The sequence below is a fragment of the Vibrio cyclitrophicus genome (genome assembly GCF_024347435.1).
Classification (GTDB): Bacteria; Pseudomonadota; Gammaproteobacteria; order Enterobacterales; family Vibrionaceae; genus Vibrio; species Vibrio cyclitrophicus.
The window spans coordinates 3275126-3293747 of sequence record NZ_AP025480.1 but is presented as its reverse complement, the minus strand read 5'-3'; the positions used below and the strand labels follow the sequence as shown (position 1 = coordinate 3293747).

The window sequence follows — 18622 nt, the reverse complement described above, 5'->3', positions numbered from 1 at the left end:
TCTTTTAACACACAGGCCTACTTGATCGTCGCTCGATGTAAATACACGGTGACTGGACTAGTAGATGCAATAAGCTTGCCGCTTCTATGTGCTTGAATTGCAATGGTGTGAGTACCTCGGTCTATGCCCTTTAGTTCCCAGTGATATTGGGTTTGTGGAGCGCCATAACGACGACCATCAAGCATGAGTTGTAATTGTTCCCCGATACCTAGCTTTCGGCTCAGTTCTATTTTAATAGGGATTAAGCCGCGGTTGCTGCGGATGGTTTGATCGTGAACGGGAGTCAGCATAGTCAGTGCTAACTGAGTAGGGAGTTCTCGTTCTGTGGTGCTGTCGGCTGTTGGCTGATCATGAACTGGCGCAGTCACTTTCGTTGCCGATGAAGCCGAGGAATCAACGGGTATCGAGCTTTCAAATTTAGGCGCGGGCGCAGAAGCTTGTACGTCAGGTAAGTGAAGAGACTTGGCATTTTCAGCGGTGGGCATATCACTAAAGTGGAGTACGCCCTCGCTATCTTCCCAGGTATATACCGTTTGAGAAGAGCATGAGAGTGCGACTGTTAACCCGATCAGGAACAGTATATTTTTCATATCTTTAGCCTCTTTTAACCGCTAGGTGACTTCACGTTTGGCGTTGATTTTATTGTATTTATAGCAGCAGCCTCTGAAGGCTTTTGTCTAAGGTATGGTACGAGGAGGGGGGCGTCGAGAGAATAAAAAAAAGGCCCACCTGCGAGGCGAGCCTAATATTTTTTAGCACTTCTTACATGTTGCAGTAAGAGTCACTACACGATTATTAATCGAGGATTAAACTGAGTAGTACAGTTCAAACTCAAGTGGGTGTGTAGCCATGTTCACGCGTTGTACGTCGTCAGATTTCAGAGTGATGTAAGAATCGATGAAGTCGTCAGAGAATACACCGCCAGCTGTTAGGAACTCACGGTCGTCGCTAAGTGCTGCAAGAGCTTCTTGTAGAGATTCCGCAACTGTTGGGATTTCAGCTGCTTCTTCTGCAGGAAGGTCGTATAGATCTTTGTCCATAGCTTCGCCTGGGTGGATCTTGTTCTTGATACCGTCAAGGCCAGCCATAAGCATTGCTGAGTAGCATAGGTATGGGTTAGCTGCTGGATCACCAAAACGTAGCTCGATACGACGTGCTTTAGGGCTTGGTACTACTGGGATACGGATAGAAGCAGAACGGTTACGTGCTGAGTAAGCAAGCATTACCGGTGCTTCGAAACCAGGTACAAGACGCTTGTACGAGTTAGTTGATGGGTTAGCAAATGCGTTGATTGCACGAGCGTGTTTGATTACACCACCGATGTAGTAAAGCGCCATTTCAGATAGGCCGCCGTACTTATCACCAGCAAACAGGTTTACACCGTCTTTTGCTAGAGATTGGTGAACGTGCATACCAGAACCGTTGTCACCAACTAGTGGCTTAGGCATGAATGTTGCTGTTTTACCAAATGCGTGAGCAACGTTGTGTACAACGTACTTGTAGATTTGAGTTTCATCAGCTTTCGCTGTTAGCGTGTTGAAGCGAGTTGCGATTTCGTTTTGACCCGCAGTTGCTACTTCGTGGTGGTGAGCTTCAACAACTAGGCCCATCTCTTCCATTACTAGACACATTGCTGAACGGATGTCTTGAGATGAATCGACAGGAGCTACTGGGAAGTAACCGCCTTTAACGCCAGGACGGTGACCTTTGTTACCGCCTTCGATGTCAGAACCTGTGTTCCAAGCTGCTTCTACGTCATCAATCTTGAAGAAAGAACCAGACATGTCGTTTGAGAACTTAACGTCATCAAATAGGAAGAATTCTGGCTCTGGACCAACTAGAACTGTGTCTGCGATACCTGTAGAACGTAGGTACTCTTCAGAACGTTTAGCGATAGAGCGTGGGTCACGGTCGTAGCCTTGCATTGTTGCAGGCTCAAGAATGTCACAACGGATGTTTAGTGTTGCGTCTTCTGTGAATGGGTCTAGTACAGCAGATGCAGCGTCTGGCATCATTACCATGTCAGATTCGTTAATGCCTTTCCAACCAGCTACTGAAGAGCCGTCAAACATTTTACCTTCTTCAAAGAAGTCAGCATCAACTTGGTGAGAAGGAATAGAGATATGCTGCTCTTTACCTTTTGTATCAGTAAAACGTAAGTCGATAAATTTAACTTCGTTCTCTTGGATCAGGGATAGTACATTTTCTACTGACATCTTGGATAACCTCCAGTGTTATTAATTCGGTATTAGCTCGATTCGGTTGAAACTAGCATTGATTAATGTCTGTATGTGCATTAATCGATGCTGATTTATCTATAGCCAAAAACGTGCCAAAAAAATTATTCCATTAATTTCAATGATTTACTTGTTTAACTGTTTTGTTCTCTTTGGTTTTTGCACCAAAATGATCTCTATCTGCACTTGTTTGGTGCAATCGTTTGTCTGTGCACCAAGATGAGTCATGAACGAATACTATTCAGCAATGAATTGCTTAAGTTGTCAATCCACTTTTACGGTTTTGAGAGAGATTCGGCTTGAAGCTGATTTGGTAATGATTCTTCAGAGTCATATAAAATGGACGGTTGGGTACGATACTGAATCAAAGTTAAGCGGATATGAATCGCTAATAAAGAAAAAAGCCTTGGTTCAGATCACATATTTCTGGGTTTTTGTCTAGAATCTGGTATATTATTGACCGTTTTTTAAATCAAGCTAGCGGTTATTATCCAAACTTTTGAGATAAGTGACGGCTACTTTTATGAGTGAATCGAGAATCCATGTCTACTCCACAGATTGATAAGTTAAGAAATATCGCGATCATCGCGCACGTTGACCACGGTAAAACGACTTTGGTTGATAAACTGCTACAACAGTCAGGCACTCTTGAGTCTCGTGGTGAAGCTGAAGAGCGTGTCATGGATTCGAATGACATCGAAAAAGAGCGTGGCATTACCATTCTTGCTAAGAACACAGCAATCAACTGGAATGATTACCGCATCAACATCGTAGATACTCCGGGACACGCGGACTTCGGTGGTGAAGTTGAGCGTATCATGTCTATGGTTGATTCAGTTCTTCTGATCGTAGATGCAGTTGACGGCCCAATGCCTCAAACTCGTTTCGTAACGCAAAAAGCATTCGCACACGGTCTTAAGCCAATCGTTGTAATTAACAAGATTGACCGCCCAGGCGCTCGTCCTGATTGGGTTATGGATCAAGTATTCGACCTTTTCGACAACCTAGGTGCTACTGATGAGCAACTAGACTTCACCGTTGTTTACGCTTCAGCTCTAAACGGTTGGGCAACAATGACTGAAGGCGAAACTGGCGAGAACATGGAACCATTGTTCCAAGCTGTTGTTGATACAGTTGAAGCGCCTGCAGTTGACCTTGACGGCCCACTACAAATGCAAATTTCGCAACTTGATTACAGCTCTTACGTAGGTGTTATCGGTGTTGCGCGTGTTACTCGTGGTTCTGTTAAGCCAAACCAACAAGTAACTATCGTGAATGCTGAAGGCAAAAAACGTAACGGTAAAGTAGGTACTGTACTTGGTTACCTAGGTCTTGAGCGTCACGAAGTAGATCAAGCTAACGCTGGCGACATCATTGCAATCACAGGTCTTGGTGAGCTGAAAATTTCAGACACTATCTGTGACGTAAACAATGTTGAAGCAATGGAACCACTGTCTGTTGATGAACCAACAGTAACAATGACTTTCCAAGTAAACACTTCTCCGTTCGCGGGTAAAGAAGGTAAGTTTGTAACTTCACGTAACATCCTTGAGCGTCTTGAAAAAGAATTGGTTCATAACGTTGCACTACGTGTTGAAGAAACTGAAAGTCCAGACCGTTTCCGCGTATCAGGCCGTGGTGAGCTTCACCTTTCTATCCTGATCGAAAACATGCGTCGTGAAGGTTTCGAGCTTGCAGTATCTCGTCCAGAAGTAATCATCAAAGAAGAAGATGGTCAGAAAATGGAACCGTTCGAAACGGTGACTATCGATGTAGTTGAAGAGCACCAAGGTGCGATCATGGAAAGCATCGGTCTACGTAAGGGTGAGCTAACAGATATGGCACCAGATGGTAAAGGCCGTGTTCGCATGGACTTCATGATGCCTTCTCGTGGTCTTATCGGTTTCCAAACTGAATTCCTTACAATGACATCGGGTTCTGGTCTTATTTACCACTCGTTCGATCATTACGGTCCTTACAAAGGCGGTATCATTGGTCAGCGTAACAACGGTGTTCTAATCTCGAACGCGACTGGTAAAGCACTGACTTACGCATTGTTCTTCCTTCAAGCTCGTGGTCGTCTATTCACAGAGCACGCTGATGAAGTTTATGAAGGTCAAGTAATCGGTATTCACAACCGTTCAAACGACCTGACAGTAAACTGTCTGAAAGGTAAGCAACTAACGAACGTTCGTGCATCTGGTACTGATGAAGCACAAGTTCTTTCTCCACCGATCAAGCACACTCTAGAGCAAGCTCTTGAGTTTATCGATGAAGATGAACTAGTAGAAGTAACGCCACTAAACGTACGTATCCGTAAGAAGCTTCTTACTGAAAACGAACGTAAGCGTGCAGCACGTCCAGCTAAGGCTTAATTGCCAGCAGACTAGCTTCTAGCTATCAAGCAGTTTTAGAATAAGTAAGAAAGCCCCGAGTAGCCTAGCTGCTCGGGGCTTTTTTTTTGTGTGCGGTTTGGAAAAGTATCGAAAACCATCAGCTGTGTGAGGTTCCTTATCACACTCGTGCCTCGCTGTAGGGAATGACGGTAGTTTGCTTAGATTCAGGTCAACGAGATGCGAGATACAAAGAGCATTCAAGTATTCGTCATCCTCAAGAGGGAGGACCGGCCGAGTTGGGGATTTAGCTTTTGATACCTAGGTGACTTTTAACAAATAGAGCCCGTTCTTCGACTGACATAAATGGAACCTCGACAACCTCATAACCCAGTTCTTGGTAGACTGTTACTAAAGCGTGGTGAATTTCTAAGGCTTCTTCAAACGGATAAGGGCGCACTTCATCTTGCACATAGATAGAAGCCTCTGGGCGGCAGAATAGGACTTGTGAATGATAGCCTTGGCTCGCTTCTCGGTAGGTCGCATCAATATCGAGATTCGCCTGAGCTAAGTAACCGCAGATATCTGGAATCGCACGGTCGAGAAACGCAATCTGGTGTTGATTCGCTTGCTCTTTTTGCTCACTCATCACAGTCAAGCACAAGTGAGCAAAGCCCGGAAGGTCTAACCAAGGTAATATACCGTTCTCAAGTTGACTCTGCTGTTCTATCAACTGGCGAGAGGACTCAGCGAATATCGGGTAACCGATGTCACCCAAGGCATTAATTAGTGTGGTTTTACCAGCCCCTGGGCCGCCAGTAACAATGATTGGGTTCATACGGATTTATCTTAATTCGTTTCTAATGGCACTACTTCTGATTGAGTTGAGCTAGGAATTTATCCGACTCTGCTATTGCCGCATTCATCTGCTCTATTGCATAGGCGATGTCTTTTTCTAAGCTCATAAACTCTCCCTGCAACGAACCGACAGCGCTCGCATTTAGGTTGTGCTTGAGATAAAGCGTATTGTCGCGAAGGGTGTTGAGTACAGGGTCCATCTTTTTCTCGGCACGTTTCATCGCTGAAAGCATCGTTTGGTAAGACGATTTAGTCTCACGCAGCTTTTGCTCACTTGAACGACGCAGTGAGTCGCTAGTGTAAAGGTCTAGTTCACTTTGCCATTCGGCGAATAGCGCATCTGATACATCTTCAATAGCAGCAATCCGGTCACTGACATTTTGCGCGGCTTTCTCGCTGTCTTGGTATTTATCATTGATTTGGTTGTACATGTCTTCAAGGTCGCCACCGTTGAAGTTAGTCAGGCTGCTGAGCGCCTCTAGCGCGCTACTAAACTCTTCCTGAGCATCCTGCTGCGACTCTTTAGCGTCTTCCACTCTATCGACCATAATGTCGCGCTTGTGGTATCCCACTTGCTCCATAGCCGAGTAATAAGCGGACTGGCATCCAGTTAGGGTAAAAATAGAGAGGACTATAACTATTAAATAAGGCATCCTAGTTTCCTATAGTTAAATAAAGGAATATTAATTAGGACTATGAACGAGTTACCAGGGAGTTACAAGTTGAAGATAAAAAACGCAATCACTGGAAGCATCCAGTTTTCCCGCTATCTCCTCACGCGAATGACACACGATAGAGTCAATGTGAATGCCGGGTACTTGGCGTACATTACTTTGCTCTCAATTGTGCCGATGTTGACGGTTCTGCTCTCTATTTTGTCGTCATTCTCAATTTTTGCTGATGTTGGGCTCGTGATTCAAAACTTCGTTATTACCAACTTTGTTCCTGCGTCTGGGGATGCGGTGCATGGTGCCTTGTTAGAGTTTGTCGCCAATACTGGCAAAATGACAGCGGTAGGTAGTGTGTTCTTATTCGTTGCTGCACTGATGTTGATCTCCAATATCGATAAGAACCTAAACTACATCTGGCGAGTAACGGAAAAGCGACGTGCCGTGTTGTCTTTTTCCATGTACTGGATGGTGCTGACCCTTGGGCCTATTCTAGTGGGCGCTAGTATTGCAGCGACCTCTTACGTGACGTCATTGAATTTGCTGCAAAACGAAGTCGTATCGAGTGCATTTAATACCATTATTCGCAGACTTCCTTTGATTCTCTCTTTCTTTGCGTTTTTTGGCCTATATCTTCTTGTTCCAAACAAAAAGATACACTTTTCTCATGCCGCGGCAGGTTCTTTGGTGGCGGCAATTTTGTTTGAATTGAGTAAGAAAGGCTTTGCAGCTTACATTACTCAGTTTCCTTCTTACCAGTTGATTTACGGCGCGCTAGCGGCGATCCCGATTCTCTTTGTTTGGGTTTATTTGTGTTGGCTGATCGTGCTAGTTGGAGCTGAAGTGACAGCCGCGCTTGGTGAGCACGAACAGTGGAGTGACTCGCAAGAAATGGTACACTCAGCGGATAACGATGAAATTCCAGAACAAGGAAACAACAGTGATAGCCCTGATTCAAAGAGTAAGTGAAGCTGCCGTTCGAGTTGATGGCGAAGTAGTTGGTGAGATTGAACAAGGCTTATTGGTTCTATTAGGCGTAGAAAAAGGTGATGACGAAGCCAAAGCCAAACGTTTGATGGAACGAGTAACAACTTATCGTGTCTTTGAAGATGAAGACGGAAAAATGAACCTCAACGTAAAACAGGTTGAAGGTAAAGTGTTGGTGGTTTCTCAATTCACACTGCCAGCCGATACAAAAAAGGGAACTCGAGCGGGCTTTTCTCGTGGAGCAAACCCTGAAGATGCGGAGCGTCTTTACGATTATTTCTCTAACCAATGTGAATCAGTATTGCCAACGGAACGTGGCCGATTTGCAGCCGACATGAAAGTGTCATTGGTTAATGATGGCCCAGTAACATTCTGGCTGCAGGTTTAAACTTAAAAGGATAAGCATGTTTAAACTGATAACACCGACCACCGAAAATCAACTGAACAAGTATTACCATTTTCGTTGGCAGATGCTGCGTGAACCTTGGCGAATGCCGGTAGGTTCCGAGCGTGATGAATATGATGCCATGAGTCACCATCGCATGATTGTAGATGGTCGTGGCCGTCCGATGGCGATTGGCCGCCTTTACATCACTCCAGACCTCGAAGGTCAGATCCGTTATATGGCGGTAAAGAACTCTCGTCGAAGTAAAGGCATGGGCTCATTGATTTTAGTGGCGTTAGAGTCACTGGCTCGCCAAGAGGGTGCCAAACGTCTAGTGTGTAATGCACGTGAAGATGCGATCTCATTCTATGAGAAAAACGAATTTGAGCGTCGTGGTGAAATTAATGACCAGCGTGGTCCAGTTCGTCATCAGCAGATGGTGAAGCACCTTGATCCGATGGCTGATGTACTGCGTAAGCCTGAATGGTGTAATGAGCTACAACAGCGCTGGGAAAATCAAATTCCGATCAGTGACAAGATGGGTATCAAAATTAACCAATACACGGGTTATCAGTTTGAATGTAGTGCTCAGTTGAACCCAAACCTTAATCCTCACAACACCATGTTTGCAGGCTCAGCTTTCACCTTAGCGACATTAACAGGCTGGGGAATGACTTGGTTGTTGATGAAAGAGCGTGGACTTACTGGTGATATCGTTCTGGCTGACAGTAATATTCGTTATCGTCACCCGGTTGAGCAAAACCCAGTCGCTGCTACTTCATTGGATGGAATCAGTGGTGATTTAGATCGTCTCGCTTCAGGTCGAAAGGCTCGTATCATTATCCACGTGACTATTCATAGTGGCGATGTTGAAGCGGTTGAATTCACGGGCACTTATATGCTGATCCCTGACTACAAAAAGCGATTATCAACAGACACTAACGTAAGCGTATAGCTGACACTGACTAACAGATACAAGGCGCCTACTCCTGTGGAGTGGCGCTTTTTTGTTGGCAGTTATTAATCTCCGAATATTTCGCTTGGTCGAGCTTTCCTGAGATTTGATGGCATTGGTCAGTTAAGGTGATGGAAAGTGTGTGTTTGCTAGTTTCTAGCAAATCGAGTTCTCCTGAGACCTCGCCAGTTAACGTTTGAACCCTTTGCGAACCTTGCGCTTCAGCGGATGCACCAATGATGTGCGTTGGTTCAAGGGTGAAACGGCCACGGTCAAAACTGGCATTCAGTTCTGGGACTTCAAATACATTATTACTCGAGGTTTCAGAAAGCGTATCGTTAAAGGTCATCATGCCTTGGCGAACGCTACCAGTAAGTTGGCCTGAGGTTGAGTACCCGAGCATTAGTGAATCGCCGTACAAACCTGCGGCTTGAAGTTCGAATTCTCCATAACCTGTCGCATCGAGTGGCAATTTAAGTGGCTGCAACATTAGTGAGATTGGTAATCCGTCAGCAGAGACATCTAAGCTCCATGGTTTGCTTATTTTGTTAAAATCGAGCGTTGCATTTGCTTCAATATAACCATCCCGTAGTGGGGCAAACAGGCGTGTTAACGTCCATTTCCCCTGCTCGCTATGCATTTCAATCACAGGTTGGGCGCTGAGGATGTTTTGATAGCTCGCATCGTTGGCGCTGGCCATCAACTTGCCCTGCCATAGACCTAATTTTCGGTCTTGAAGTAATTGAACCTGACGCCCCTCGATATGTAGCCCTGAGACTTGCCAGTAAGGTTTCTCGGCGAGTTGAATGAGTTGGCTGCGTTCGACGTTAAGTTGCTTGATAGAGATCTGTTGTAGTTCTTCAAACCAAGGCGTTAGGCGAACTGCAGGTAAATGTTCATCTAGGCTCTCCTTGATCCACTTTATTCCGCGAACATCGAGTTGTGTTAATTCAACGGTGCTCGGAGTTACTTTTCCATTCAGTTGAATACTGCCTTGAAGAAGTTGAGTATAGAAATCTTCAATCAGAATCTGGTTTGGTTGGAGGTTCAACTTAACGCTTGGGTCGATGAACCTGTCATCATCTAAAATGACACCTTCTGCTTGCAGAGAGAGCGTCGCTTGCTGTTGCTCCCACCATCTAAAAGGCAGTTGGATATTTTCGAGTGACGCATCAAAAGCGGTTAAGTGGCCATCTTGCCATTGCACGTCACTGCGTAGAATATCGAGACTGTTGATGTGATTGATCTGAATGCCTGCGACATCCCAATCTTTGTTTAACAGGCTTTGGGTCTGTTGTTCGTTTAATCGTAAGCCATCGACTGTGACATTCACCAATGACCAATCGCGTTGGTATTGTTCTGCCTGTCCAGATATTTTGGCTCCACGCCAATCAAATGAAGCGCCATAAAGGGTGCTATCACTCGGTTTTAGGTCTAAGTCTATCAACAGATTATCGAATGCTTCACCTTGCCAATACAATTGCGAGACGGAGAGTTGGGTTTTGCCATAGGGCAGCAGTGAACGGTTGTCCCCCCAAATGGGTTCGGAGATCTGGAGGTTGATGCCTCGTGTATTAAAGTCTGGAGTCGAGAAATCTAGATTATTGATGGCCAACTGATGGAGTTTGAGACTTGGTTGAGTCAATACCGATGTGAGTGTTTCCCGATCGTCAGCTTCTAACTGGAGTCCGCTGATTAACACCGAGTCTAAAACCAGCTTGGCTTCAATAAGAGAGTCTGAACTGAACCAGATATCGATCTTATCGATATAAAGAGGCGTTTGCTGTTTAGGTTGGTTGTGGGTGATGCCCATCAAGGTGATGTGATACGGCGCCTGATACTCAATATCTTCAATGAGTACAGGTTGTTCAATCGTATGCTTGATAAAAAAGTTAGCAACATCAGCTCGGTATTGAGTTTGTAAGCTTAATAGCAGCGCCGCGAGAAGTGCAACGACGATGGAAAGCACAATGCCGAGCACCATGAATACCTTTTTCATTCCTTGAAAGCCTTAATTTTCACTAGTCTTAAAACAGAGTGGAACAAAAATGGGTAAGCAGCAACAAAAAAGCCCCTCAAAAGAGGGGCTTGCTACAAAAATATCATTTTGAAACAGGGTCTTTGCATTTCGCTCAACCCCGAGCAGACTTTAGGGTTAGTCTAGTTGTGGACCTGCAGCAACCAGTGACTTACCTTCAGCGTTATCTGTGTACTTGTCAAAGTTGTTGATGAAGCGCTCTGCTAGATCTTTCGCTTTGCTTTCCCACTGCAATGGATCAGTGTACGTATCACGCGGGTCAAGAATCGTAGGATCTACGTCGTGCAACGCTAGCGGTACTTCTAGGTTAAACATAGGGATAACCTTAGTATCCGCTTGGTCGATTGAGCCATCTAAGATAGCGTCAATGATGCCACGAGTATCTTGAATCGAGATACGTTTGCCTGTGCCGTTCCAACCAGTGTTCACTAGGTAAGCTTCTGCTCCCGCCGCTTCCATACGTTTCACAAGCACTTCAGCGTACTGAGTTGGGTGAAGAGTTAGGAATGCAGCACCGAACGCAGCAGAGAACGTAGGAGTTGGCTCAGTAATACCGCGCTCTGTACCCGCTAGTTTCGCTGTGAAGCCAGATAGGAAGTGGTACTTCGTTTGTTCTGGAGTCAGTTTAGATACTGGCGGTAGAACACCAAATGCATCAGCGGTCAGGAAGATAACTTTTTGAGCGTGACCTGCTTTTGATACTGGTTTAACAATGTTGTCGATGTGATGAATCGGGTAAGAAACACGAGTGTTCTCTGTTTTTGAACCGTCATCAAAATCGATAGAACCATCGCCACGAACCGTTACGTTCTCTAGTAGTGCATCACGACGGATTGCGTTGTAGATTTCAGGTTCAGCTTCTTTAGATAGACGAATTGTCTTCGCGTAACAACCACCTTCAAAGTTGAAGATACCATCGTCATCCCAACCGTGCTCATCATCACCGATTAGCTCACGTTTAGGATCGGTTGATAGGGTTGTTTTACCAGTGCCTGATAGACCGAAGAAAATAGCGACATCGCCTTTCTCGCCAACGTTTGCACTACAGTGCATTGAAGCAATACCTTGTAGAGGTAGTAGGTAGTTCATCATTGCGAACATACCTTTTTTCATCTCACCGCCGTACCAGGTACCGCCAATGATCTGAACACGTTCAGTCAGGTTGAAAGCGACAAAGTTCTCAGAGTTTAGACCTTGTTTCTCCCAGTTAGGGTTGGTTGTTTTAGCACCGTTCATTACCACGAAATCAGGTTCGAACGTTGCTAGTTCTTCGTCGGTTGGACGAATGAACATGTTCTTAACGAAGTGCGCTTGCCACGCTACTTCAGTGATAATACGCACACTTAAACGCGTATCTGGGTTAGCACCACAATAACCGTCGATGACAAACAGACGCTTGCCAGATATCTGAGTTGTTACAAGCTCTTTCAGCTCGTCCCATACTTCAGTGGTAATCGGTTTGTTGTCATTTTTGCCTTGATCTGACCACCACATGGTATCGCGTGTTGTGTCATCTTTAACAATGTACTTATCTTTTGGTGAGCGGCCAGTAAAGATACCAGTATCAACCGCAACGGAGCCTAGTTCCGTTACTACGCCTTTTTCGTAGCCTTCTAGACCCGGCAGTGTTTCTTCAACGAATAACTGCTCGTAGCTAGGATTACGAAGAACTTCGGTAACGCCAGTCAGTCCGTGCTTAGTTAGATCAATTTGTGCAGCCTTAGTATGTTCCATAACGGTCATAGGTGCTCCTTGTAGGATATTTTGTAGGGATTTTGTAATAATTTTTTATTGTTATCTGCTCACCATGCTAGCAACGAGGCTCGGGGGAAACAGGGATACAGCTCAAAAAATATCCATATTAACCTTGGGGTTTTAAGCGCCTCGTCACATATTGGCCCAACTAGTCTATCCTGTACGCAAACCTTTGCGCTAGGGGCGAGAACATTATTAATTGATTAAAATTAAGCGGTGATTTTATTACGAGATGTTACGGAGTTTGCGCTATTTTGATCACAAAAAAGGCCAGCTGAGTGCTGACCTTTTTGGGGTAAATTACGTGTTTTTGGTACGCCGTAAATTAATGAACCGTATTGCTGCCTTTATCTGCCGCTTCTGCGTAAAGAGCATCTACATCATTTTTGTCGAACGAGTAGTTTGTGCCACAGTAATCGCAGTGTAGTCCCACACTACCTTCCGTGCTTAGAATGTCGTAAATCTCTTCTTGAGCAACAGTAATGATAGCCGCAGCGCTTCGATCACGTGAACAGCCACAGAAGAACTCAACCGGTTGAGGTGTAAATACCTGAACCTTCTCTTGGTTGTATAGACGGTAAAGCAGTTCGTTAGCTTCTAAAGAGAACAACTCTTCGTTTTTAACGGTGTCGGTTAGTTGCTCTAGATGCTCGAAATCATCTGGCGTACCTGTGCCGTCAGGCATAACTTGTAAAAGCATACCTGCAGCGTGAGCTTTACCTTCATGTTCGCCAGTGCGCAGCCATAGACGAGTCTTAAGCTGTTCTGAGTTAGCAAAGTAACCTTCAAGAACGTCAGCAAGCGTTTCGCCTTCCAGACCAACGATACCTTGGTAACGTTCACCTTTCTTAGGATCGATGGTGATCACTAGGTGGCCTTTACCCATTAGGTCGTGTAGGCCAGCATCATCAGCAATCTCGCCTTCAAAGCGAGCGACACCGCGGATCTTTTGGTCGTGATCGCCATTGATAACAACTAGAGATACTGGGCCATCACCTTGCAATTGCATGGTAATAGAGCCTTCAAACTTTAGGGTCGCTGTTAATAGCGTCGTTGAAACCAATAGCTCACCCAGTAGCTTTTGAACTGGCGCTGGGTATTCCTTGCTAGAAATAATCTGTTGGTACGCTTCATCGATTTGTACCAATTCACCACGTACTGATAGATCTTCAAATAGGTAGCGATTTAAAACATTACTTGTAGACATTGGGTCTGCCATTTGGCTATTCCTTCTAGCTTATTGATTCTTGAACTTGATAATGTCACGACGTTGCTTTTTATCTGGGCGACGTTCAGGTGCTGGGCTATGAGCATTCAGCTTACGTTGTGCTGCAAACTCTTCTCTTTTTGCCACGCTCTCGGTGGTTTCTGCATAGAGGGTTTGGGCGATCGGAGCTCCGCCACGATGAGCCGAGATTTTCTCGATTGTCACCGTTTTTTCTTCATTACCTTGACGCAGTGTAATCACGGCCCCAAGTTCGACAATTTTACTTGGTTTGCTGCGCTGACCATTATAGTGGACTTTGCCACCATCGACCATGTTGCGAGCAATAGACCGGGTTTTGTAAAAACGAGCTGCCCACAACCATTTATCGAGTCTGACAGCTTCATTAGCAGTTTTCATATAGGGCTGTGCCTTATTAAGTGAGAAATGAATGCGGTTTAACTGTAATGAACAGTGCGCAACATGTTTTTTTGATGATGCTTATCACATTAAGTAGAAGCTTAAAGTGGAGGCGGTTGGCATTTTTTTCAAGTCATATTACAAAATAGCCATGTAATGCCGTTTTATCGATTTGCTATGATATAGTTCGAGATCTTATGCTTAAATAAGCTCGGTATCGAACGAATGAATAAAAAGGCTGAAAGTTTAATGATTTGCAGCGTTTGTCGTCATGAAAAGGGGCAAGGGAAGTGAACTTTTTAGAGCTCAAAAGTCGCATGGGAAATTCACCTGTGTTGAGCCGCTTATTAGAGAATGGATTTGTATTTCAGCAAAAACTAAGCCTAGTGACGTGTTGTTTGTTGATTGCAGCTTCAGCATGGATTTTAGGACAGCTTGCGTGGTTTATTGAACCTGCCGAGCAAACCGTTGTGCCTTGGAAAGCAACAGCTTCATCGTCTTCCTCTCCTCAATCGACCCTCGATATTTCTTCCCTACAGCAGAGCAACATGTTTGGTGCCTATAACCCAACCACAGCTCCTGTTGTTAAACAGCAAGTTATCCAAGATGCACCTAAGACACGATTAAACCTAGTTTTGGTGGGCGCTGTCGCCAGCTCTAATCCAAAATTGAGCTTAGCGGTGATCGCGAATCGTGGCACGCAAGCAACTTACGGCATTAACGAAGAGATTGAAGGTACGCGAGCTAAGTTAAAAGCGGTATTAGTGGATCGCGTGATCATCGATAACTCAGGGCGAGATGAAACATTGATGCTTGAAGGGATTGAGTACAAGCGTTTAGCGGTATCAGCACCTGCGCCACCTCGTACCACTTCTTCTGTTCGTGGCAATAACCCCGCTTCCGAAGAAGAGAAGCTAGACGAAATTAAAGCGAAGATAATGCAAGATCCACAACAAATCTTCCAATATGTTCGACTGTCTCAGGTGAAGCGTGACGATAAAGTTATTGGTTATCGTGTGAGCCCTGGCAAAGATTCAGAACTTTTTAACTCTGTTGGGCTCCAAAACGGAGATATTGCTACTCAGTTAAATGGGCAAGACCTGACAGACCCCGCAGCGATGGGCAACATATTCCGTTCCATTTCCGATCTGACAGAGCTAAACCTCGTGGTCGAGAGAGATGGACAACAACATGAAGTGTTTATTGAATTTTAAAACTTTGCGTCTGAAGACAGACGAAAGTGTAGGAGAAATACGTGAAGCATTGGTTTAAGAAAAGTGCATGGTTACTGGCAGGAAGCTTAATCTGCACACCCGCAGCCATCGCTAGTGATTTTAGTGCCAGCTTTAAGGGCACTGACATTCAAGAGTTTATTAATATTGTTGGCCGCAACCTAGAGAAGACGATCATCGTTGACCCATCGGTGCGCGGTAAAATTGATGTACGTAGCTATGACGTACTCAATGAAGAGCAATATTACAGCTTCTTCCTAAACGTATTAGAAGTGTATGGCTACGCGGTCGTTGAAATGGACTCAGGCGTTCTTAAGATCATCAAAGCCAAAGATTCTAAAACCTCAGCAATTCCCGTTGTTGGTGATCGTGATTCGATCACAGGCGACAGTGTAGTCACGCGTGTTGTGACGGTTCGTAATGTCTCGGTTCGTGAACTTTCTCCTTTGCTTCGTCAATTGAACGATAATGCCGGTGCGGGTAACGTTGTGCACTACGATCCTGCCAATATCATCTTGATTACCGGTCGTGCGGCGGTAGTGAACCGTTTAGCAGAAATCATCAAGCGTGTTGACCAAGCGGGTGATAAAGAGATTGAAGTCGTTGAGCTAAAGAATGCATCGGCGGCAGAAATGGTTCGTATTGTTGATGCTCTGAGTAAAACCACCGATGCTAAAAACACACCTGCATTCCTACAGCCTAAATTGGTTGCCGATGAGCGTACTAATGCAATTCTTATTTCCGGTGACCCAAAGGTACGTAGCCGTTTAAGAAAGCTGATTGAACAGCTTGATGTAGAGATGGCGACCAAAGGTAACAACCAAGTTATCTACCTTAAATACGCAAAAGCGGAAGATCTTGTCGATGTGTTGAAAGGCGTATCGGACAACTTGCAGTCAGAGAAACAATCTTCAACTAAAGGCAGTTCATCGCAACGTAATCAAGTCATGATCTCAGCCCACAGTGATACCAACTCGTTGGTCATTACCGCACAACCAGACATCATGAACGCGCTGCAAGACGTTATCGCGCAGTTGGATATTCGTCGTGCCCAAGTGTTGATCGAAGCCTTAATTGTCGAGATGGCTGAAGGTGACGGCATTAACCTTGGCGTGCAGTGGGGCAACCTAGATACTGGTGCCGTGATTCAGTATGGTAACACTGGTGCATCGATTGGTGGCGTGATGGTTGGTTTGGAAGAAGCCAAAGACACTGAAACGACCACTGCCGTTTATGATGACAATGGTGACTTCCAACGTAATGAAACCACCACTGAATCGGGTGACTATTCTACCTTGGCATCTGCTCTTTCTGGCGTTAATGGCGCCGCAATGAGTGTTGTTATGGGTGATTGGACAGCGTTGATCAGCGCGGTTGCGACCGACTCAAACTCAAACATCCTATCTTCTCCAAGTATCACGGTTATGGACAATGGCGAGGCTTCATTCATTGTGGGTGAGGAAGTGCCTGTTCTAACCGGTTCTACCGCAGGTTCAAGCAACGACAACCCATTCCAAACGGTTGAACGTAAAGAAGTGGGTATCAAGCTTAAAGTGGTGCCACAAATCAACGAAGGTGACTCGGTTCAGCTGCAAATAGAACAAGAAGTCTCTAACGTATTGGGCGCCAATGGTGCAGTTGATGTTCGTTTTGCTAAGCGTCAACTGAACACGTCTGTGATTGTTCAAGACGGTCAAATGTTGGTGCTGGGTGGCTTGATTGATGAGCGTGCACTGGAAAGTGAGTCTAAGGTGCCGTTCTTGGGTGACATCCCAGTACTTGGACACCTGTTTAAATCAACCAGTACTCAGGTTGAGAAAAAGAACCTAATGGTTTTCATCAAGCCAACCATCATCCGTGATGGCATGACAGCCGACGGTATCACTCAGCGTAAGTACAACTTCATTCGTGCTGAGCAGTTATACAAGTCTGAACAAGGTTTGAAGCTGCTGGATGACGATAATATCCCGGTATTGCCTAAATTTGGTGCCGATATGAATCACCCGGCTGAAATCCAAGCCTTCATCGATCAAATGGAAACAGAATAATGTCTGAATTGGTAGGGGCGGCACGCACTTATCAGCGTTTACCGTTTAGCTTTGCGAATCGCTACAAGATGGTGTTGGAATATCAGCACCCTGAACGTGCGCCAGTGCTTTATTATGTTGAGCCACTGAAATCAGCTGCGATCATTGAAGTAAGCCGCGTTGTCAAAAATGGCTTTACTCCAGAAGCTATTACAGCAGAAGAGTTTGATAAAAAACTGACCGATGCTTATCAACGTGATTCGTCAGAAGCGCGGCAGTTAATGGAAGACATCGGTGCTGACAGTGATGATTTCTTCTCATTGGCAGAAGAACTGCCCCAAGATGAAGATCTACTCGAATCGGAAGACGATGCACCTATCATCAAATTAATCAATGCGATGTTGGGAGAGGCGATCAAAGAAGGCGCTTCGGATATACACATCGAAACTTTTGAAAAGTCACTCTGTATCCGTTTCCGAGTTGACGGTGTGTTGCGTGATGTTCTAGCGCCAAGCCGTAAACTGGCTCCGCTATTGGTTTCACGTGTAAAGGTTATGGCTAAACTGGATATTGCGGAAAAACGCGTGCCACAAGATGGCCGTATATCTCTGCGTATCGGTGGTCGTGCGGTAGATGTTCGTGTCTCAACCATGCCTTCTTCACATGGTGAGCGTGTGGTAATGCGTCTGTTGGACAAAAACGCGACTCGCTTAGACTTGCACAGCTTAGGCATGACCGCAGAAAACCACGAGAACTTCCGTAAGCTGATTCAGCGCCCACATGGCATAATCTTGGTGACCGGCCCTACGGGTTCGGGTAAATCAACAACCCTGTATGCTGGCCTGCAAGAGCTCAACAGCAATGAGCGAAATATCCTTACCGTTGAAGACCCAATCGAATTTGATATTGATGGTATTGGCCAAACCCAAGTGAACCCTAAGGTTGATATGACCTTTGCGCGCGGTTTACGTGCCATTCTTCGTCAAGATCCCGATGTGGTTATGATTGGTGAGATACGTGACTTAGAGACCGCTGAGATCGCTGTTCAGGCCTCTTTGACGGGTCACTTAGTTATGTCGACCCTTCACACCAATACAGCAATTGGTGCGATCACGCGTCTACGTGATATGGGCATTGAACCTTTCTTAATCTCTTCTTCGCTGCTGGGTGTTTTGGCTCAGCGTTTGGTTCGTACTTTGTGTAACGACTGCAAAGAGCCTTATGAAGCCGACAAAGAACAGAAAAAACTGTTTGGATTGAAGAAGAAAGAGAGCCTGACGCTTTACCATGCGAAAGGTTGTGAAGCGTGCGGCCATAAAGGTTATCGAGGCCGTACCGGTATTCATGAACTGTTGATGATTGATGATTCAGTCCAAGAGCTGATTCATAGCGAAGCAGGTGAACAGGCGATTGAAAAAGCTATTCGTAGCACGACACCAAGCATTAGAGATGACGGCTTAAGTAAAGTTCTGAAAGGGATAACGTCCCTAGAAGAAGTGATGCGCGTTACCAAGGAAGTCTAG

16 protein-coding genes are annotated in these 18622 nt (G+C 45.3%); 8 read left to right on the top strand and 8 right to left on the bottom strand.

What is annotated here, in order from left to right:
• Positions 1–17 precede the first annotated feature (17 nt).
• Both OCW38_RS14465 and glnA read right to left on the bottom strand, forming a co-directional pair.
• The gene (locus OCW38_RS14465; protein ID WP_261894663.1) at positions 18–590 is read right to left on the bottom strand and encodes a DUF4124 domain-containing protein; all 573 of its coding nucleotides are present in this window, start codon (positions 588–590) and stop codon (positions 18–20) included.
• 216 nt (positions 591–806) lie between these two features.
• Complete coding sequence (glnA, locus tag OCW38_RS14460) at positions 807–2216, bottom strand: glutamate--ammonia ligase (RefSeq protein ID WP_010433520.1); 1410 nt, start codon at positions 2214–2216, stop codon at positions 807–809.
• 247 nt (positions 2217–2463) lie between these two features.
• Here glnA and OCW38_RS23000 point away from each other — a divergent pair, with 247 nt between their 5' ends.
• On the top strand, positions 2464–2679 hold the full coding sequence (locus tag OCW38_RS23000) for a hypothetical protein (protein ID WP_016768260.1): 216 nt from the start codon (positions 2464–2466) through the stop codon (positions 2677–2679).
• Positions 2680–2779: 100 nt separating this feature from the next.
• Positions 2780–4612, top strand: a complete 1833-nt coding sequence (typA, locus tag OCW38_RS14455; protein ID WP_010433522.1) for a translational GTPase TypA — start codon at positions 2780–2782, stop codon at positions 4610–4612.
• 265 nt (positions 4613–4877) lie between these two features.
• Here typA and OCW38_RS14450 read toward each other — a convergent pair whose 3' ends face one another.
• Both OCW38_RS14450 and OCW38_RS14445 read right to left on the bottom strand, forming a co-directional pair.
• Positions 4878–5408: an AAA family ATPase gene (locus tag OCW38_RS14450; RefSeq protein WP_102265231.1), complete on the bottom strand. Its 531-nt coding sequence runs from the start codon at positions 5406–5408 to the stop codon at positions 4878–4880.
• A gap of 31 nt (positions 5409–5439) precedes the next feature.
• The gene (locus OCW38_RS14445) at positions 5440–6081 is read right to left on the bottom strand and encodes a DUF2959 domain-containing protein (RefSeq protein ID WP_016784088.1); all 642 of its coding nucleotides are present in this window, start codon (positions 6079–6081) and stop codon (positions 5440–5442) included.
• Between the two features lie 42 nt (positions 6082–6123).
• On the opposite strand from OCW38_RS14445, the gene OCW38_RS14440 reads away from it, so the two are divergent.
• From OCW38_RS14440 to OCW38_RS14430, 3 genes are read left to right on the top strand one after another with little or no spacing between them, the layout of a single operon-like run.
• Complete coding sequence (locus tag OCW38_RS14440) at positions 6124–7065, top strand: virulence factor BrkB family protein (protein WP_010433528.1); 942 nt, start codon at positions 6124–6126, stop codon at positions 7063–7065.
• Positions 7037–7471 carry a D-aminoacyl-tRNA deacylase gene (dtd, locus tag OCW38_RS14435; RefSeq protein ID WP_010433531.1) on the top strand — a complete coding sequence of 145 codons (435 nt, stop codon included), beginning with the start codon at positions 7037–7039 and terminating at the stop codon, positions 7469–7471. Before OCW38_RS14440 ends, dtd begins: the two co-directional genes overlap by 29 nt.
• 16 nt (positions 7472–7487) lie before the next feature.
• The gene (locus tag OCW38_RS14430) at positions 7488–8423 is read left to right on the top strand and encodes a bifunctional GNAT family N-acetyltransferase/hotdog fold thioesterase (protein WP_010433534.1); all 936 of its coding nucleotides are present in this window, start codon (positions 7488–7490) and stop codon (positions 8421–8423) included.
• Between the two features lie 28 nt (positions 8424–8451).
• Here the strand turns inward: OCW38_RS14430 and OCW38_RS14425 are convergent, their stop codons facing one another.
• The 4 genes from OCW38_RS14425 to hslR all read right to left on the bottom strand — a co-directional run bounded on the left by OCW38_RS14425 (position 8452) and on the right by hslR (position 13840).
• Entirely contained in the window at positions 8452–10407 is a 1956-nt protein-coding gene (locus tag OCW38_RS14425) for an AsmA family protein (RefSeq protein WP_261895686.1), read from the bottom strand.
• A 171-nt stretch (positions 10408–10578) separates the two neighbouring features.
• Complete coding sequence (gene pckA / locus OCW38_RS14420; RefSeq protein WP_261894658.1) at positions 10579–12204, bottom strand: phosphoenolpyruvate carboxykinase (ATP); 1626 nt, start codon at positions 12202–12204, stop codon at positions 10579–10581.
• A gap of 337 nt (positions 12205–12541) precedes the next feature.
• Complete coding sequence (hslO, locus tag OCW38_RS14415; RefSeq protein ID WP_010433546.1) at positions 12542–13435, bottom strand: Hsp33 family molecular chaperone HslO; 894 nt, start codon at positions 13433–13435, stop codon at positions 12542–12544.
• 18 nt (positions 13436–13453) lie between these two features.
• A complete protein-coding gene (gene hslR, locus OCW38_RS14410; RefSeq protein WP_010433549.1) occupies positions 13454–13840 on the bottom strand; it encodes a ribosome-associated heat shock protein Hsp15 in 387 nt (128 codons plus the stop codon).
• 317 nt (positions 13841–14157) lie between these two features.
• On the opposite strand from hslR, the gene gspC reads away from it, so the two are divergent.
• From gspC to gspE, 3 genes are read left to right on the top strand one after another with little or no spacing between them, the layout of a single operon-like run.
• On the top strand, positions 14158–15054 hold the full coding sequence (gene gspC, locus OCW38_RS14405; protein ID WP_016768265.1) for a type II secretion system protein GspC: 897 nt from the start codon (positions 14158–14160) through the stop codon (positions 15052–15054).
• Between the two features lie 41 nt (positions 15055–15095).
• Positions 15096–17120 carry a type II secretion system secretin GspD gene (gene gspD, locus OCW38_RS14400; RefSeq protein ID WP_016794088.1) on the top strand — a complete coding sequence of 675 codons (2025 nt, stop codon included), beginning with the start codon at positions 15096–15098 and terminating at the stop codon, positions 17118–17120.
• Positions 17120–18622 carry a type II secretion system ATPase GspE gene (gspE, locus tag OCW38_RS14395; protein WP_010433557.1) on the top strand — a complete coding sequence of 501 codons (1503 nt, stop codon included), beginning with the start codon at positions 17120–17122 and terminating at the stop codon, positions 18620–18622. Before gspD ends, gspE begins: the two co-directional genes overlap by 1 nt.